A 14,909-nucleotide genomic window follows, 5' to 3' on the forward strand; every position below is an offset into this window, starting at 1 on the left:
GACTTAGGCTGGCCTAAGCCGGGATGATCGGCGGTGGTGGCCTCCGGGCGCGCTCCGGCGGGTCCGGCTGCCACCCCCCGTCCCCTCGGCCCGGGAGGCCCGCCTTGGACGCACGCGCCACCGTCACCCCCTTCTCGACGCTCATCCGCACGGCCTCGCACCAGCAGCACACCGAGGCGGAGAGCTCGGCCTTCATGAGCGACCTGCTCGGGGGCCGGCTGGGCGTGGAGGCCTACGCCCGGTACACCGAGCAGCTGTGGTTCGTGTACCGGGCCCTGGAGGGCGCCGCCGGTCCGCTGGCGCAGGACAGGGTGGCGGGCCCGTTCATACGGCCCGAGCTCTTCCGCACCGCCGCGCTGGAGCGCGACCTGGAGCACCTGCGCGGCGACGGCTGGCGCGCAGCGGCGACGGCGCTGCCGGCGACCGCCGCGTACGCCGCCCGCATCGAGGAGTGCGCCCGCACCTGGCCGGCGGGGTACGTGGCGCACCACTACACCCGCTACCTCGGCGACCTGTCCGGCGGCCAGATCATCCGCGACAAGGCCGAGCGGACGTGGGGCTTCGCCCGCAAGGGCGACGGCGTGCGGTTCTACGTCTTCGAGCAGATCCCCAACCCGGCGGCGTTCAAGCGCGGCTACCGCGAGCTGCTGGACCGGGTCGACGCGGACGACCTGGAGAAGCAGCGGATCGTCGACGAGTGCAGGCGCGCCTTCGACTACAACGGCGCGGTCTTCCGGGAGCTCGGCTCGGAGTTCCCGCTCAGCGCCTGATCTCCCGCACGCGGCCGCCGAGTTCGATCGTGCCGTCCGGGCCGGGGGCCGTCAGCAGCTGCGACCCCCGGCCCTGCGTGATGTTGAGCGCCCGGTCCAGCCGTGCGGTGAGCAGCAGGGCCGCCGCGCCCGTCGCCTCGTCCTCGTCGATGGAGTCGCCGCGCCCCGGGAACGCCCGCGCCCGGACGCGGCCGGCGGCCTCGTCCTCCCACGCCCAGGCGTACACCCACTCACCCGGCGGCGGCACGTCGAGCGCCTCGACCTCGGCGGCCGACGCGTACTGCCGCAGGATGCGCGGCGGGGCCCACTCCGCGCGGGCGGTGATCCACGTGAACTCGCCGTCGTGGCGCACCCACACCTCGCCCGCCGGCGGGTTCACCACCTCCAGGTCGAGCAGCCAGGCGGCCCCCACGACCGGGTGTCCGGCGAAGGGCAGGCGCACCGTCGGGGTGTAGATGTCGACGTCGCCGCGCTCGGGGTCGTCGACGAACACGGTCTCGCTGTAGCCGAGGTCCCGGGCGAGCGCCTGCCGGGATGCCTCGTCGGGGAGGACGCGGCCGTCGCGTACGACGCCGAGGAGGTTGCCGTACCGCCCGTCTGCGGCGCAGAAGACGGCCAGGACGTCGTGGGAACTGTTCACCCGGGCATTCAAGCACGCGGCGGAGGACGCCCCCCTCGGTGGGATATGGGGTCGAATCGGGCGGCTTGACCAGTACTTGACTGCGTTCTGGACCGTCCATGGGGCTCCCGTGACCGCCTCGTGTCGAAGCCTTGTAAGGCTCCCATAAGTTAGGCAGCCCTCACCTTTGATCCACCCCCTGTCCGGGCTTTCCGAGCAGTCCTTCCTACGGAGTACGTATGCGACCGGTCCGTCTGTCCGTCGTCACCGCCGCCACCGTGGCCGCTCTGACCGCCGTCCCGGGGTGCGCCGAGAAGAGCGACGCCAAGGGCGGCGACGGCGCCGTCGGCGTCGTCGCGAAGGACGACGCCTGCGAGGTGTCGAAGAAGGAGTTCCCGGCCGGGCACGTGCGGCTGGCCGTGGAGAACAAGGGCACCAAGGTGACCGAGGTCTACCTCCTCTTCCCCGACGACCGGATCGTCACCGAGCGCGAGAACATCGGCCCCGGCACCCGGGCCACCATCACCGCCGAGGTGAAGGCCGGTGACTACGAGATCGCCTGCAAGCCCGGTATGAAGGGCGACGGCATCCGCCAGAAGGTCACCGCCACCGGCGGCAAGGCCGCGGCCCGCTCCCCCGAGATGGACGCCGCCGTCGCCGCCTACCGCACGTACGTCCAGCAGCAGGCCGACGAGACGCTGCCCAAGGTGAAGGTCTTCACCGACGCCGTGCGCGCCGGCGACATCGAGGGCGCGAAGAAGGCGTACGCGGCCTCCCGCATCGGCTGGGAGCGCACCGAGCCGGTCGCCGAGTCGTTCGGCGACATCGACCCGAAGGTCGACGTCCGCGAGGACGGCCTGGAGCCGGGCCAGAAGTGGACGGGCTGGCACCGCCTGGAGAAGGCGCTGTGGCAGGAGAAGAAGCTCGGCCCCGAGGCGACGGCACTGGCCGGCACCCTCGACAAGGACCTGGCCGACTGGGTGAAGCGCGTCGGCAAGGCCGAAATCACGCCCACGTCCATGGCCAACGGCGCCAAGGAGCTGCTGGACGAGGTCGCCACCGGCAAGGTCACCGGCGAGGAGGAACGGTACTCCCACACCGACCTGGTCGACTTCAAGGCGAACGTCGAGGGCGCCCAGACGTCGTACGAGCTGCTCAAGCCGATCGCCTCCAAGAACGACCCGGCGCTCGTCGCCGAACTGGACCGCCAGTTCGCCTCTTTGAACGCCCTGCTCGACAAGTACCGTGCGGACAAGGCGTCGTACGACTTCACGCCGTACGACAAGGTCGGCCCGGCGCAGCGCAAGGAGCTCTCCGACGGCGTGAACGCGCTGGCGGAGCCGCTGTCCAAGCTCGCCGCCGCGGTCGTGAAGTAGGCCCCGGTGACGGACAACGACACCGGGGGGCAGCGCGGGCCGTCGCGGCGGTCCCTGATCGGGTGGAGCGGCGCGGGCCTCGCCCTGGGGGCGGCGGCCGGCGGCGCCGCCGTCGCCGTCGCACGCGGCGCGCGGGGGGATGCGGCCCCGGCCGCCGGCGGCGGTGCGGCCGTGCCGTTCCACGGCGCCCACCAGGCGGGCATCGCCACCCCCGTGCAGGACCGGCTCCACTTCGCGGCGTTCGACGTGACGACGAAGGACCGCGCCGCGCTGGTGCGGCTGATGCAGGAGTGGACGCGGGCGGCCGAGCGGCTGACCGAGGGCCGCGAGGTCGGCGAGGGCGCGTACGGCGGCCTGCCCGAGGCGCCGCCGGACGACACCGGCGAGGCGCTGGGGCTCAAGCCGTCACGGCTCACCCTCACCATCGGCTTCGGACCGTCCCTGTTCGACGGCCGCTTCGGGCTGGCCGCCCGGCGCCCGGCGGCCCTGGCCGGCCTGCCGCCGTTCCCGGGCGACAACCTGGACAGGGCCCGCAGCGGTGGCGACCTGTGCGTCCAGGCGTGCGCGGACGACCCGCAGGTGGCGGTGCACGCCATCCGCAACCTGGCCCGCATCGGGTTCGGCAGGGTCGCCGTGCGCTGGTCGCAGCTCGGGTTCGGCAAGACATCCTCGACGACGCCCGACGCACAGACCCCGCGGAACCTCTTCGGCTTCAAGGACGGCACCCGCAACATCGCCGGCACCGACACCGCCGCGCTGGACGAGCACGTGTGGGTGGCGCCGGAGGACGGCCCACGGTGGATGGCGGGCGGCTCGTACCTGGTGGCCCGCCGCATCCGGATGAACGTCGAGACCTGGGACCGCACCCCGCTCCAGGAGCAGGAGGACATCTTCGGCCGCGACAAGCGCGAAGGCGCCCCGGTCGGCAGGGCCCGGGAGCACGACGAGCCGTTCCTGCCGGCGATGAAACCGGAGGCGCACGTGCGCCTCGCGCACCCCGACTCCAACGGCGGGGCGAGGATGCTGCGCCGCGGCTACTCGTTCACCGACGGCACGGACGGCCTGGGCCGGCTGGACGCTGGGCTGTTCTTCCTGGCGTACCAGCGGGACGTGCGCACCGGCTTCATCCCGGTGCAGACGCGGCTGGCACGGCACGATGTGCTCAACGAGTACATCCAGCACGTGGGTTCGGCGCTCTTCGCCGTCCCGCCGGGCGTCCGCGGCGCGGACGACTGGTGGGGCCGGGCGCTGTTCACCTGAGGGGACGGGGACGGAATGTTCGGCAACTACCTGATAGGGCTGCGCGAGGGGCTGGAGGCGTCCCTGGTCGTCTGCATCCTCGTGGCGTACCTCGTGAAGACCGGCCGGCGGGACGCGCTTAGGCCGGTGTGGGCCGGTGTCGGCATCGCGGCGGGGCTGTCGCTGGCCTTCGGCTGCGTCCTCGAATTCGGCTCCCAGGAGCTGACGTTCGAGGCGCAGGAGCTGCTGGGCGGCTCGCTGTCCATCCTGGCCGTGGTGCTGGTGACGTGGATGGTCTTCTGGATGCGGCGGACCGCGCGGCACCTGAAGGCCGAGCTGCACGGGCGGCTGGACGAGGCGCTCCGGCTCGGTACGGGCGCCGTGGTGGCCACCGCGTTCCTCGCGGTGGGCCGGGAGGGCCTGGAGACGGCGCTGTTCGTCTGGGCGTCGGTGCGCGCGGCGGCCGACGAGGCCGGGTCGGCCGAGCCGCTGACGGGCGTGCTGCTGGGCATCGCCACGGCGGTGCTGCTGGGCTGGCTGTTCTACCGGGGCGCGGTGCGGATCGACCTGGCGCGGTTCTTCACCTGGACCGGCGGGATGCTGGTCGTGGTCGCGGCCGGTGTACTGGCCTACGGCGTGCACGACCTGCAGGAGGCGCGGTTCCTCGGCGGCCTCGCGGACAAGGCGTTCGACGTCAGCACGGCGGTCCCGCCGGACAGCTGGTACGGCACGCTGCTGAAGGGCGTCTTCAACTTCCAGCCGGACCCGACGGTCCTCCAGGTCACGGTGTGGGCGCTGTATCTGGTCCCGGCACTCGCGCTGTTCCTTGCCCCGGTAGGGTTCGGACGGTCAGTGGGGGTCGAGGAGCAGAAGGCAACCGATGAGAAGGCTGGGTCGGGGTCGAGGCCGGGCGGCGGGGCTCGCGTCGGTGACGATGGCGACGGCGCTGGCGCTGACGGCGAGCGGGTGCGTGACGGTGCACGGCGAGCTGGAGGTCGTCCCGGCGGCGACGAAGGCTGAGGCCGCGCAGGCGCTGAAGGACTTCACGACGGCGTACAACGCGGCCGACAAGGCGTACGACCCGGGCCTGAACGCGGGCCGGGTCACCGGCGCGCTCGGTGCCATCAACCAGGCGGGGCTGAAGTCGCGCAGCATCACCAGTCCCGGCGGCAACCCCGAGCACCAGCCGCTGGTGCTGTCGGACGCCGAGTTCGTGATCCCGAAGAAGGCGGGCTGGCCGCGCTGGTTCGTCGCGGACACCGACTCCAACCGCGACACCGACCGGGGCACGGGGGACACCCGCTGGGTGCTCCTGTTCGTCCGCAACAGCGCCCAGCAGCTGTGGGAGGTCGCGTACCTGTCGATCCTCACGCCGGACGAGGTGCCGGAGTTCCGCAAGGACGGCGACGGCTGGGCCGAGCCGGTCGCGGCGGATTCCGCGTCGGTCGCGGTGGCGCCGAAGGACCTGAGCGAGGAGTACACCGCGTACCTCGCGTCCGGGAAGCCCGCGCACTTCGCGGCGGGCCCGCACACCACCGCGTGGCGTGAGGAGCGCCGGAGCGTCGCGCGGCGGCCCGGGCTGTCCACGCAGTACGTGGACCAGCCCCTGGACACGGGCGACTACGCACCGCTCGGGCTCGTCACCGATGACGGCGGAGCGCTGGTCTTCTTCGCCACCCGCTTCTTCGACCGCCAGACCGCGGCCCCGGGCTACCGGCCGAAGGTGAGCCCCGAGGTGCGGGCGCTGATGACGGGCGAGGTGAAGAGCACCCTCACCAAGGAGTGGGTGGCCAGCCTCACGGTCCGGGTGAAGCCCGCCGGGGCGGCCTCCGACCAGGTGACCGTCCTCGGCCGCCTCCAGGGCGTGACCTCGGCGACGGGGTCGTGAGGGTCGCCGGCCCGGGCCCGGCGGGGCGTGACCCTCGGCAGCCGGGCCCCGGCGACCTGGGCGTGACCCTCGGCGGCCGGGCGGCGCGGGCGTGACGCTCGGCGGCTCAGCTCAGCGGCTCAGCGGCCAGGCGACCGAGTGGTGCTCGTGCTCGTCGGTGTGGCGGGCGCACGCGTCGGTGAGCGTCTCCAGCAGCGTCAGCGGGTCGGGCAGCGGGTGCTCGGGGCCGCGCACCCAGGCCACGCCGAGGTCACCGGGGAGCCGCGCGGGCGGTACGAGGACGTAGGAGCCGCGGCAGTGCCAGCGCAGGCCGGGGTGCTCGTCCATGGTCTCGGGGTGGCAGTCCAGCTCGCACGGCCACCACTCGTCCTCGTCCTCAGGGGTGCCGCGGGTGGCGGTGAAGAAGAGCATGCGGTCGTCCCCGGACTCGGCGACCGGCCCCACGTCGACGCCCTCGGCGAGAAGGCGCTCCAACGCGGCGCGACCGGCCTCCAGCGGAACGTCGAGGACGTCGTGGACCATGCCGGTCGCGGTGATGAAGTTGGCCTGCGGCTGGTTCTCGGCCCACCGCTCGATCTGCGCGCGGTCGGTGGTGGACTGCGTCTGCCAGGCGAAGGAGACGGGATGGCGGGCCGGGGTGGGACAGCCGATGCGCTCGCAGGAGCACCGGTAACCGACGGGATACGCGGCCGGGGCGAGGGGCAGGCCCGCATCGGCGGTGGCGAGGAGCAGGTCCTCGCGGCTCGGGACGTCGGCCGCGGGTTTCCTCGGGCGCCGGCGCAGCCAGTGCGCGAGTTTGCTCTCCGTGCCGCGGTAGCGGCCGATACCGTCGCCCATCTATCCCCTCACACCTGCTGCAAGCCCTGCGGTCCCTGCCATGGTCCCACCATCCTGCGCCCCGGGTGACCGGAGTCCCCAACCGGGGTGGGCCCGCGGGGTGCGATGGGCGGCTATGTCGGGATTGGTCAGCCGGCCGGGCGGGGGCCGATGCCGCGCAGGGTGTACTCGACGATCCGGTCGGCGTACGCGTGGGTCAGCGGGCGGGTGCGCATCAGCCAGCGGTGGGCGAGCGTGCCGGTGAGCAGCTCCAGGGCGGTGCGCGGGTCCACGTCCGCACGGACCTGGCCGGCGTCCTGGGCGGCACGCAGCCGCTGCACGAACAGCTGGAGCCTGGGCTCCAGGAGCTCCCGGACGAAGCGGGCGCACAGCTCGGGGTCGGTCACGCTCTCCGCGGCGAGGGCGCGGGCGGGGGCGTCGTACGACGGCTGGTTCATCTCGTCCACGGTGGCGCGCAGCACGAGCTTGAGGTCCGCCTCCAGGTCGCCGGTGTCGGGGAGCCCGCCACCGGCCTCGCAGCCGGTCGCCTCCTCGGCCTGCCGGGCTAGATCCAGGGAGGCCTCCAGGAGGACGGCCGCCTTGGAGGGCCACCAGCGGTAGATGGTCTGCTTGCCGACGCCGGCGCGGGCCGCGATGCCCTCGATGGTGGTCCGCGCGTACCCGACCTCGCCGACGAGGGCGAGGGCGGCGGCGTGGATGGCACGGCGGGATCGTTCGCTGCGGCGCGTGGAGTCGGGCACCTTGGTCTCTGCCATGCGCCTCAATCTAACAGCCGTACGAGTCGAGACGTATCGTCTCAATTCGCCGCCCGATTCGGGGCCCGGGTCAACTCACCCGTACGGTCCACTGCGCAGGGGGCTCCGCACGGCGCACCATGGCTTGCACGCACACACCGTGCGTCCTGCCGTCCGTGAGGAGCCTTTCTTGCCTCGTGACGCATCACCCCGCCGCTACCTGATGTGCCCACCCGCGCACTTCAGGGTGACCTACTCCATCAACCCGTGGATGGACCCGGCGAAACCGGTCGACCTGCCGCTCGCCCTCACCCAATGGGAAGACCTGCGCGACCGGTACCTCTCCCTCGGCCACACGGTCGAGCTGCTGGAGCCCCGCACCGACCTGCCGGACATGGTGTTCGCCGCCAACGGCGCCACGGTCATCGACGGCCGCGTCCTGCTCGCGCAGTTCGCGCACGCCGAGCGGGTCCCGGAGGCCGCGGTGCACGGCGCCTGGTTCCGGGCGCACGGCTTCACCGACATCCACGAACCCGACCACATCAACGAGGGCGAGGGCGATTTCGCGGTCACCGCCTCCTGGATCCTGGCGGGGCGGGGCTTCCGCTCCAGTCCCCTGTCGCACGACGAGGCACAGGAGTTCTTCGGCCGGCCGGTGATCGGCCTGGAGCTGGTGGACCCCCGCTACTACCACCTCGACACGGCGCTGTGCGTGCTGGACGACGCGGCCGACGAGATCATGTACTACCCCGGCGCCTTCTCCCCCGGCAGCCGGGCCGTGCTCCGCCGGCTCTTCCCCGACGCGCTGATCGCCGAGGAGGAGGACGCGGCGGCGCTCGGGCTGAACGCGGTGAGCGACGGCAGGCACGTGCTGCTGCCGCAGGCGGCGGTGGGGCTCTTCCGGCCGCTGCGGGAGCGCGGCTTCGAGCCGGTCGGCATGGACCTGGGCGAGCTGCTCAAGGGCGGCGGCAGCGTGAAGTGCTGCACCCAGGAGCTGCGGGCCTGAGCACCCGGCGGCCGTACGGCAGGCCGCGGCCCCAGGGCCGCGGCCTGCCGGAGTCGGGACCCGGGACCCGTGGCGGGTCAGTCCTCCAGGGTGATCCGGAAGGTGGCTCGCTCGCCGTGGAGCACGACCTCGGCCTTGCCCTCGGCGTCCTCGTACGCGCCGCTGCCGCCGGTGATGGCGGACTCGGTGCCGTGCGGCCCGGGACCGTAGCGGTCGATGGTGTCGGTGAGGCTGATGCTGCCGTCGTCGGTGCGCAGCACCCGCTGGCACTGCGTCACGTACCCCTCGCGCTCCACCTTCACCGCGGTGCACAGCGACGTGGCGTCGCCGATCTTCTTGCCGGGCTTGCCGTTGTCGTTCTCGTACAGGTGCGAGAAGACGCTCCAGTCGGAGCCCTCGCGCAGCAGCGGCCCGAACGGCTTGGTGTCGGACTGCTTCTCCGCGAGCCAGTCGAGCACGGTGGGGGCTTCCGCGGGCGCGGACGCCGCGGGTGAGGCGGCGGTGAAGGCGAGGGCGGCTGCGGCGAGCGCGGTGGCCACGGAGCGGAGCACGGGTCCTCCCGGGGAGCGGAGCGGGGGCGGGACAGCCCCAGCTCAACGCGGCCCCGGGGCGGCGGCAACCGCCCCCGGCGCGCGGTCACCCGCGTGGTCCCGCGCTGTCACCTCATCGGCCGGGCGGGCGGTGCCCCGCCCGGCGGATGGGCTTCAGCGGGGCGGCCACTCGTCGCCCCAGGCGGCGTCCCGCGCCGCCTTGTAGAGCGCGCCGTGCCGCTTGGTGACGGTGTCGCGGCGCAGCCCGTCGTCCTCCGTGCACAGGTCGAGCAGCACCTGCCCCTTGCGGATCTGCGGCTTGCGGATGACCCGCGCGGGCACGGGCACGACCGGGAACCGGGTCGCCACGACGTAGCTGAACTTCTCGTCCTCGTACGCCAGCGAACCGCCCTTCACCTGGCGGTGGAGGGAGGAGCGGCTGACGCGGGCGGCGAAGTGGCACCAGTCCGCGCCGGGTTCGATGGGGCAGGCCGCGCTGTGCGGGCAGGGCGCGGCGATGCGCAGGCCGGCGGCGACGAGCGCGTCGCGGGCGGCGATGATCCGGGCATAGCCGTCGGGGGTGCCGGGTTCGACGATCACGACGGCCTGCGCGGCGCGCGCGGCCTCGGTGACGACGGCGGCGCGGTCCTGTGCGGTGAGCTCCTTGAGCACGTACGAGACCGTGACGAGATCACTGCTCTCGATGCGGAGCGCCGCGCTGATACGAGAGCGCTGCCAGGCGGCGCCTGTCAGTCCCGGGACGCCCGAGGCGGCCGCCAGTTCGCGGCCCAGCGCGAGCGCCGGCTCGGCCCAGTCCAGGACGGTGGTGCGCGCCGCGGAGTCCCACGCCTCGGCGACGGCCCAGCTCGCCGCGCCCGTGCCGCCCCCGATGTCGGTGTGCGTGCCCGGCACCCACTCCGGTGCCGCGTCCCGCAGCGCCCCCAGCGCGGCCCGCACCGCCTCGAACGTCGCCGGCATCCGGTACGCGGCGTAGGCGACGACGTCGGACCGGTCGCGCAGCACGGGTGCGTCGGTCGGGGTCGTCCCGCGGTAGCTGGCGATGAGCCGGTCGACGGCCTGCGCGGCCTTGGTCGGCGGCAGCCCGTCGAGCAGCCCGGCCAGGGCGTCGCGCAGCGCTTCCGCGGGGGACAGAGAGAGGTTCACCGACCCATCGTAGGCGGCCCCCGGAGGTGGTCCGCGTTGCTAGGCTGACCGCCGTTGATCCGATGGCCGGGGCGGTGACCGCGACGCGGTGGCCGTGCCGGTGGCCGTGCTCGCGGGGGGACCATGAGACAGAGGATCGTGCGCGCCGCCCTGGTGGCCGGCGTGGCCGTCCTGGCCCTGATTCTCCTGCTCTCCACCTGCGGCGTCGGCGCGGACGACCCCGAGGGCGGGAGCAGCCCCACCCCCACGGCGTCCGCGCGCGCGGACGCCGGCCCGGCGACCCGGCTCACCGCCCCCGCCGCGTACGACACCGCCCGCGGCTGGGAGCTCCCGGACCTCGCGGGCGAGTACGCCCTGGACCCCGTCACCGGTCTGGTCGCGCACCTCGAACGGTCCGGTGACGCCGGCTTCCGCCTGCGTACCGTCGACGTCGTGACCGGCAAGCCCGGGTGGACGGGCCGGCCCTTCCACCCGCTCGGCGAACCCGGCGCCGTACCGCACCTGCTGACCCTGGCCGAGGACGGCCGGCAGTACTTCGTGGTCTGGTCGTACGGCACGATCGGCGGCGACCCGCTGACACCGGCGAGCAGCCTCGTCTCGCTCGACGTGTACGACGCGGCCGACGGCACCCGCAAGCGCGTGGAGGTGCCGTGGCCCGACGCGCCGATAGTGACGGCCACCGGTCCCGGCGTCGTCGTCAGCGACGGCAAGGCGCGCAGCGCCGTCGTCGCCCCCGGCACCGGCGAGGTCACCCGCGTCCCGCCGGCCCGCCTCGGCCACCCCAAGGGCTGCGCGCCGTGCCGCACGCTGACCGAGGTGCGCGGCATGACCCCGAAGGGCCTGCTCGTCAGCGGCGCCCGCGGCTTCTGGGTGCGCGGGAGCTGGTCCAGCCGCGACCGGGCCCCGGCGGGCGCGGACCCGGCGAGCGGGGTGCCCACCGCGTTCACCCCCGGCCACGTGCTGGCCCGCTGGCAGCACCGGAAGGGCGCGGCGCGGGCGGCCACCCATGACATCTGGGCGGTGCACGACGTCCGCACCGGCACGCCGCTGGTACGGGTGCAGTGCCACCGGCCGGCCATCGAGCCCGGCGAGTACCCCCGGGCCGTGACCTCGCCCGGCGGGCGGTACCTGATCGCCGGGAGCCTCGCCTTCGACCTGGACGCCCGTACCGGCCGCTGCTTCGAGAACCCCGACGGGACCGCGCCGCTCACGCTGACCACGGTCACCGACGAGGGCGTGGTGTACGGCGCGAGCGGCGCCCGCGGCCCGGCCGACGCCCTGGCCGGCGGCGGCACTCCGGTCCTGATCGACCTGGCCGCCGGCGCACCGCGGGCGCTCGCGCCCAGCGTGCGGCTGCCGGAGGCGGACGTGGCGGGCGTCGGACTCTTCCGCTGGACGGACCCGGCGGACCGCGTCCACCTGATCGCGTACGCGCGCCGCGACTGAGCTTGTCGTGCAACGTTCGACGGCCGGAAACCGGCATCTTGAGCGTCCGTGCGACCAACACTGTCGTTCCGCGGCGAGCAGCAGGTCGTGGAGTGACTCGTTCCGCGCCGGGCGTATGCCTCGCCGGTGGAGGACTCCGCCGACGTCGTGGCGGGTGGCCAGGCGCTGGTTTCTTCGAACCTGGCGGTCGCCCTGGCCCGCGTCGGGACGGTTTCGGTGCACCAGCCGGGGAGCCGGTCTTCGTGGGAGTTCCCTGTCCTGAACTCCCTGCGGACCCGGGCGGGTGCGAGCCGGGCCCTCGTGCTGGTTCCTCTGCCTCTGTGACGGGGCACAGGATCGGACGAATGCCCTCTCACGTCCGCTGAACTGCGAAATCACTGGTCGAGTTCGAGCCGCGTTCGATGCCCGGACCGTGAACGACAAGCTGAGGAGCTGTTGCGAGAGTGCCGGTCACAGCCACTCGTTGAGGACCGCTACCACTCGGTGGTCCCGCATTCGACCGCGTGGCCTTTGCGGGGTGGTCGGCCTTGTCGGCATCGGCGGTCGGCCGCCCGCGAGAGCCGAGCTGGTGCCGGTGGCGAACACGGTCCGCAGCGACCGAATCGTCGTCCTGCTACCCGAGTCCACGCAGGCGGGAGCGGTTCTCTCGTGCGTACGCCCCCCTGCACGCACCCGGTCCGGCCGCTTGCGTGGTCGCCCCCCGGAGCACCGACAGGGTGACACATCGGCGCGTTTCGCCCAAAAACGGGCATACGTGTCCTAGCTTGCAAGCTTGTACGGTTCCACCCTCACTGATCACGTCGATTCCGACGGAAGTGGAGATGTTGTGCGCAAACTTCGAAATGCCGCCCTGGTAGCTGCCATGCTCGGGAGCTTCAGCATGCTCGGAGCCGGTGCCGCTGTCGCCGACTCCTACAGCGACCAGGACGGCCAGGACGGCAACGTGGTCATCTGCGACCAGCAGGCTCGGGTCAGCAATGACACCTACCAGCTCGGCCTCATCAACATCGGCGGCCCCCTCACCCTCCTCGGCAGCGGGCCGGCGACCGCGACTGCGATCCAGCAGATCTGCAGTGGCGAGGACACGGTGGCCGGGAACGGTGCCGCCGCCGAGACGGGACCGGGGCTCGACCTCGACCTCGGCCTCGATCTCCTGTAAACGACGGCACACGTACCGGGGCTCGCCGGCCAGCGAGAAACGGGCATACCCGTTGACCTCAGCCGACGTGGGCAACGTCGCGAACAACCGCTGTACACCCGTCCTGCGAGCCATGGTGTCCAGCCCGTCGACTGCCTGAACCACAGGAGGAGGGCACTTTCACGCCCGCCACAGGGAGCAGTCGGTGGGTGGACCGCGAGCCGTTCATTCAGGCGCTCGGCTGGGCTTCCCAGCCGAGCGCTCTGCGTGAGCGGCTGTTGCATTCGGTCGCGCCGGCGATCAGAAACCCTCCTGGGCGAGACCGATATGCCGGAGACCCGGCTACCGCGGCAGGCCGCTGCCGCAGCCCCGGGCCGCGAGCGTGCGTGCATGGCGTCGCGGGGCAGACGGGAATGTGACGACAGGGCCTAGGGGCTGAGCCTCAGGGAACGACCGCCTGCCGCCTCGGTGAGCGAAGGCCGGGGACCCCGGACCGGGCGCCGTGGCCAGGGCCTCGGGGGTGCCGCACGGTGGAGGGGATGGACATGCGGGAGACGGCACGGCCTTCCCGGTCGCGGGATCGACACGCTGCGCGAGCCGCCGAGTACCGGGACTGAGCGAAGCCGCCCCAGAGGCCGGATCATGGCCGGAATCCAGCACCGATCCAGTTCGCGACACGCTTTGGGCGTCCGGGGGTGTGCCCGCCGGACAGGACCTACCGGGGCTGCGGCGCGCGCCAGGGGCGGCACAGCGCCAGGAAGCACACCATCGCCCCGGCGGCGCACACGAGCTGGACGACCGCCATCGGGACGGCCGTGGCCTCGCCCGCGATGCCCACCAGCGGCGAGGCGACCGCGCCGACCAGGAACGACGACGTGCCGAGCAGCGCGGAGGCCGAGCCGGCCGCGTGCGGGGTGCGCATCAGCGCCTGGGCGTTGGTGTTGGGCATCACGAGCCCCATCGCCGACATCAGCACGAACAGCCCGGCGGCCACCGGTGCCAGGCCGACGCGCCCGAAGACACCGGCGGTCATCAGCAGCAGCCCGGTGGCCGCCAGCACGAGCACGGCCAGCCCGACGGCCAGCACCTTGTCCATGCTGACCCGGCCCACCAGCAGCTTGCCGTTGATCTGCCCGACCGCGACCAGGCCGACGGAGTTGAGGCCGAACAGCAGGCTGAAGGTCTGCGGCGACGCGCCGAAGATCTCCTGGACCACGAACGGCGAGGCGGCGATGTACGCGAAGAGCGCGGCGAAGGCGAGCGACCCGGCCGCCATGTAGCCGGTGAAGATCCGGTCGGCGAGCAGCCCGCGCATGGTCCGCAGCGCCTCGCCGACACCGCCGCCGTGCCGCCGCTCGGGCGGCAGCGTCTCCCCCAGCCACTTCCACACCACCAGGGTGAGGAGGAACCCGACGGCGGTCAGGACGTGGAAGACACCGCGCCAGTCGGTGAGCCGCAGCACCTGTCCGCCGATGAGCGGCGCGACGATCGGGGCGGCCCCGGAGATGAGCATGAGCGTGGAGAAGAAGCGGGCCATCTCGACCCCGTCGTACAGGTCGCGCACGACCGCCCGGGCGATCACGATGCCCGCAGCGCCGGCGAGGCCCTGGAGCAGCCGGAAGGCGATGAGCAGTTCGATGCCGGGGGCCAGGGCGCACACCGCCGTGGCGGCGACGTACACCACCATGCCGATGAGCAGGGGCCGGCGGCGGCCCCACTTGTCGCTCATGGGTCCGACGACGAGCTGGCCGAGCGCGAGGCCGGCGAGGCAGGCGGTGAGGGTGAGCTGCACGGTGGCGGCGGGCGCGCCCAGTGCCCGGGTGACCTCCGGCAGGGCCGGGAGGTACATGTCCATGGAGAGCGGCGGGAGGGCGGTGAGCCCGCCGAGGACGAGCGTGACGAGGAGGCTCGTCCGGCGCGCGGCGGCGAGGGGGGCGGCGGAGGCCGCGGAAGCCGGGCCGGCGCCGGAAGCGGGACCGGCGCCGGAAGCGGCGGGGGCCGGTGCGGACTTCGCGCCGCGCGTGCCGGGGACGGCCGGGCCGGTCTGGGTGCCGGGGGTCGCGGCGCCGCCCCGGGTGCGCTCCGTGGGGCATTCGGCGGGTATGGGGCTCGGGCCGCTCTCCGGCATCGTGTCTCCTGTTCCGGTGTCCTGGGCGCTGTCG

At 73.4% G+C, this 14,909-nt stretch carries 14 protein-coding genes; 8 read left to right on the top strand and 6 right to left on the bottom strand.

What is annotated here, in order from left to right:
• Positions 1-104 precede the first annotated feature (104 nt).
• Positions 105-770, top strand: coding sequence for a heme oxygenase (biliverdin-producing) (locus ACIA79_RS00540; RefSeq protein WP_399425634.1), 666 nt, complete (start codon positions 105-107; stop codon positions 768-770).
• Here the strand turns inward: ACIA79_RS00540 and ACIA79_RS00545 are convergent.
• Positions 760-1,410 carry a PhzF family phenazine biosynthesis protein gene (locus ACIA79_RS00545; RefSeq protein ID WP_399425636.1) on the bottom strand — a complete coding sequence of 217 codons (651 nt, stop codon included), beginning with the start codon at positions 1,408-1,410 and terminating at the stop codon, positions 760-762. The genes ACIA79_RS00540 and ACIA79_RS00545 overlap by 11 nt on opposite strands.
• 218 nt (positions 1,411-1,628) lie before the next feature.
• Between ACIA79_RS00545 and efeO the strand changes: the two genes are divergently transcribed.
• The 4 genes from efeO to ACIA79_RS00565 are packed head-to-tail and all read left to right on the top strand — an operon-like array spanning position 1,629 to position 5,892.
• Positions 1,629-2,765, top strand: coding sequence for an iron uptake system protein EfeO (efeO, locus tag ACIA79_RS00550; protein WP_399425638.1), 1,137 nt, complete (start codon positions 1,629-1,631; stop codon positions 2,763-2,765).
• Between the two features lie 6 nt (positions 2,766-2,771).
• On the top strand, positions 2,772-4,025 hold the full coding sequence (efeB, locus tag ACIA79_RS00555; protein WP_399425639.1) for an iron uptake transporter deferrochelatase/peroxidase subunit: 1,254 nt from the start codon (positions 2,772-2,774) through the stop codon (positions 4,023-4,025).
• Positions 4,026-4,040: 15 nt separating this feature from the next.
• Entirely contained in the window at positions 4,041-5,024 is a 984-nt protein-coding gene (efeU, locus tag ACIA79_RS00560) for an iron uptake transporter permease EfeU (RefSeq protein ID WP_399425640.1), read from the top strand.
• Positions 4,939-5,892, top strand: a complete 954-nt coding sequence (locus ACIA79_RS00565) for a hypothetical protein (protein ID WP_399426253.1) — start codon at positions 4,939-4,941, stop codon at positions 5,890-5,892. The genes efeU and ACIA79_RS00565 overlap by 86 nt, the downstream gene beginning before the upstream one ends.
• A gap of 111 nt (positions 5,893-6,003) precedes the next feature.
• Here ACIA79_RS00565 and ACIA79_RS00570 read toward each other — a convergent pair whose 3' ends face one another.
• Together ACIA79_RS00570 and ACIA79_RS00575 are read right to left on the bottom strand one after the other, a co-directional pair.
• The gene (locus tag ACIA79_RS00570) at positions 6,004-6,729 is read right to left on the bottom strand and encodes a bifunctional DNA primase/polymerase (protein ID WP_399425642.1); all 726 of its coding nucleotides are present in this window, start codon (positions 6,727-6,729) and stop codon (positions 6,004-6,006) included.
• A 128-nt stretch (positions 6,730-6,857) separates the two neighbouring features.
• Positions 6,858-7,484 (bottom strand): TetR/AcrR family transcriptional regulator, encoded by a 627-nt coding sequence (locus ACIA79_RS00575; RefSeq protein WP_399425644.1) that lies wholly within the window; start codon positions 7,482-7,484, stop codon positions 6,858-6,860.
• Positions 7,485-7,653: 169 nt separating this feature from the next.
• Here ACIA79_RS00575 and ddaH point away from each other — a divergent pair, with 169 nt between their 5' ends.
• Positions 7,654-8,469: a dimethylargininase gene (gene ddaH, locus ACIA79_RS00580; RefSeq protein WP_391811327.1), complete on the top strand. Its 816-nt coding sequence runs from the start codon at positions 7,654-7,656 to the stop codon at positions 8,467-8,469.
• A 77-nt stretch (positions 8,470-8,546) separates the two neighbouring features.
• Here ddaH and ACIA79_RS00585 read toward each other — a convergent pair whose 3' ends face one another.
• Both ACIA79_RS00585 and ACIA79_RS00590 read right to left on the bottom strand, forming a co-directional pair.
• Positions 8,547-9,020: a hypothetical protein gene (locus tag ACIA79_RS00585; RefSeq protein ID WP_399425645.1), complete on the bottom strand. Its 474-nt coding sequence runs from the start codon at positions 9,018-9,020 to the stop codon at positions 8,547-8,549.
• 153 nt (positions 9,021-9,173) lie between these two features.
• On the bottom strand, positions 9,174-10,163 hold the full coding sequence (locus ACIA79_RS00590) for a small ribosomal subunit Rsm22 family protein (protein WP_399425647.1): 990 nt from the start codon (positions 10,161-10,163) through the stop codon (positions 9,174-9,176).
• 123 nt (positions 10,164-10,286) lie between these two features.
• Between ACIA79_RS00590 and ACIA79_RS00595 the strand changes: the two genes are divergently transcribed.
• Positions 10,287-11,609 (top strand): hypothetical protein, encoded by a 1,323-nt coding sequence (locus ACIA79_RS00595; protein WP_399425649.1) that lies wholly within the window; start codon positions 10,287-10,289, stop codon positions 11,607-11,609.
• Between the two features lie 880 nt (positions 11,610-12,489).
• A complete protein-coding gene (locus tag ACIA79_RS00600) occupies positions 12,490-12,768 on the top strand; it encodes a hypothetical protein (RefSeq protein WP_399425651.1) in 279 nt (92 codons plus the stop codon).
• Positions 12,769-13,462: 694 nt separating this feature from the next.
• Here ACIA79_RS00600 and ACIA79_RS00605 read toward each other — a convergent pair.
• Entirely contained in the window at positions 13,463-14,875 is a 1,413-nt protein-coding gene (locus ACIA79_RS00605) for a multidrug effflux MFS transporter (RefSeq protein WP_399425653.1), read from the bottom strand.
• Positions 14,876-14,909: the final 34 nt, after the last annotated feature.

The organism is Streptomyces sp. NPDC051310, from assembly GCF_044455245.1.
Taxonomy (GTDB): Bacteria; Actinomycetota; Actinomycetes; order Streptomycetales; family Streptomycetaceae; genus Streptomyces.

What these genes read in the sequence shown, in the direction of transcription:
- ACIA79_RS00600 (WP_399425651.1), top strand. Translation starts at nt 12,490, where the DNA reads ATGCTCGGAGCCGGTGCCGCTGTCGCCGACTCCTACAGCGACCAGGAC.
- efeO (WP_399425638.1), top strand. Translation starts at nt 1,629, where the DNA reads ATGCGACCGGTCCGTCTGTCCGTCGTCACCGCCGCCACCGTGGCCGCT.
- ACIA79_RS00595 (WP_399425649.1), top strand. Translation starts at nt 10,287, where the DNA reads ATGAGACAGAGGATCGTGCGCGCCGCCCTGGTGGCCGGCGTGGCCGTC.
- ACIA79_RS00565 (WP_399426253.1), top strand. Translation starts at nt 4,939, where the DNA reads ATGGCGACGGCGCTGGCGCTGACGGCGAGCGGGTGCGTGACGGTGCAC.
- efeU (WP_399425640.1), top strand. Translation starts at nt 4,041, where the DNA reads ATGTTCGGCAACTACCTGATAGGGCTGCGCGAGGGGCTGGAGGCGTCC.
- ACIA79_RS00570 (WP_399425642.1), bottom strand. Translation starts at nt 6,729, where the DNA reads ATGGGCGACGGTATCGGCCGCTACCGCGGCACGGAGAGCAAACTCGCG.
- ACIA79_RS00575 (WP_399425644.1), bottom strand. Translation starts at nt 7,484, where the DNA reads ATGGCAGAGACCAAGGTGCCCGACTCCACGCGCCGCAGCGAACGATCC.
- ACIA79_RS00605 (WP_399425653.1), bottom strand. Translation starts at nt 14,875, where the DNA reads ATGCCGGAGAGCGGCCCGAGCCCCATACCCGCCGAATGCCCCACGGAG.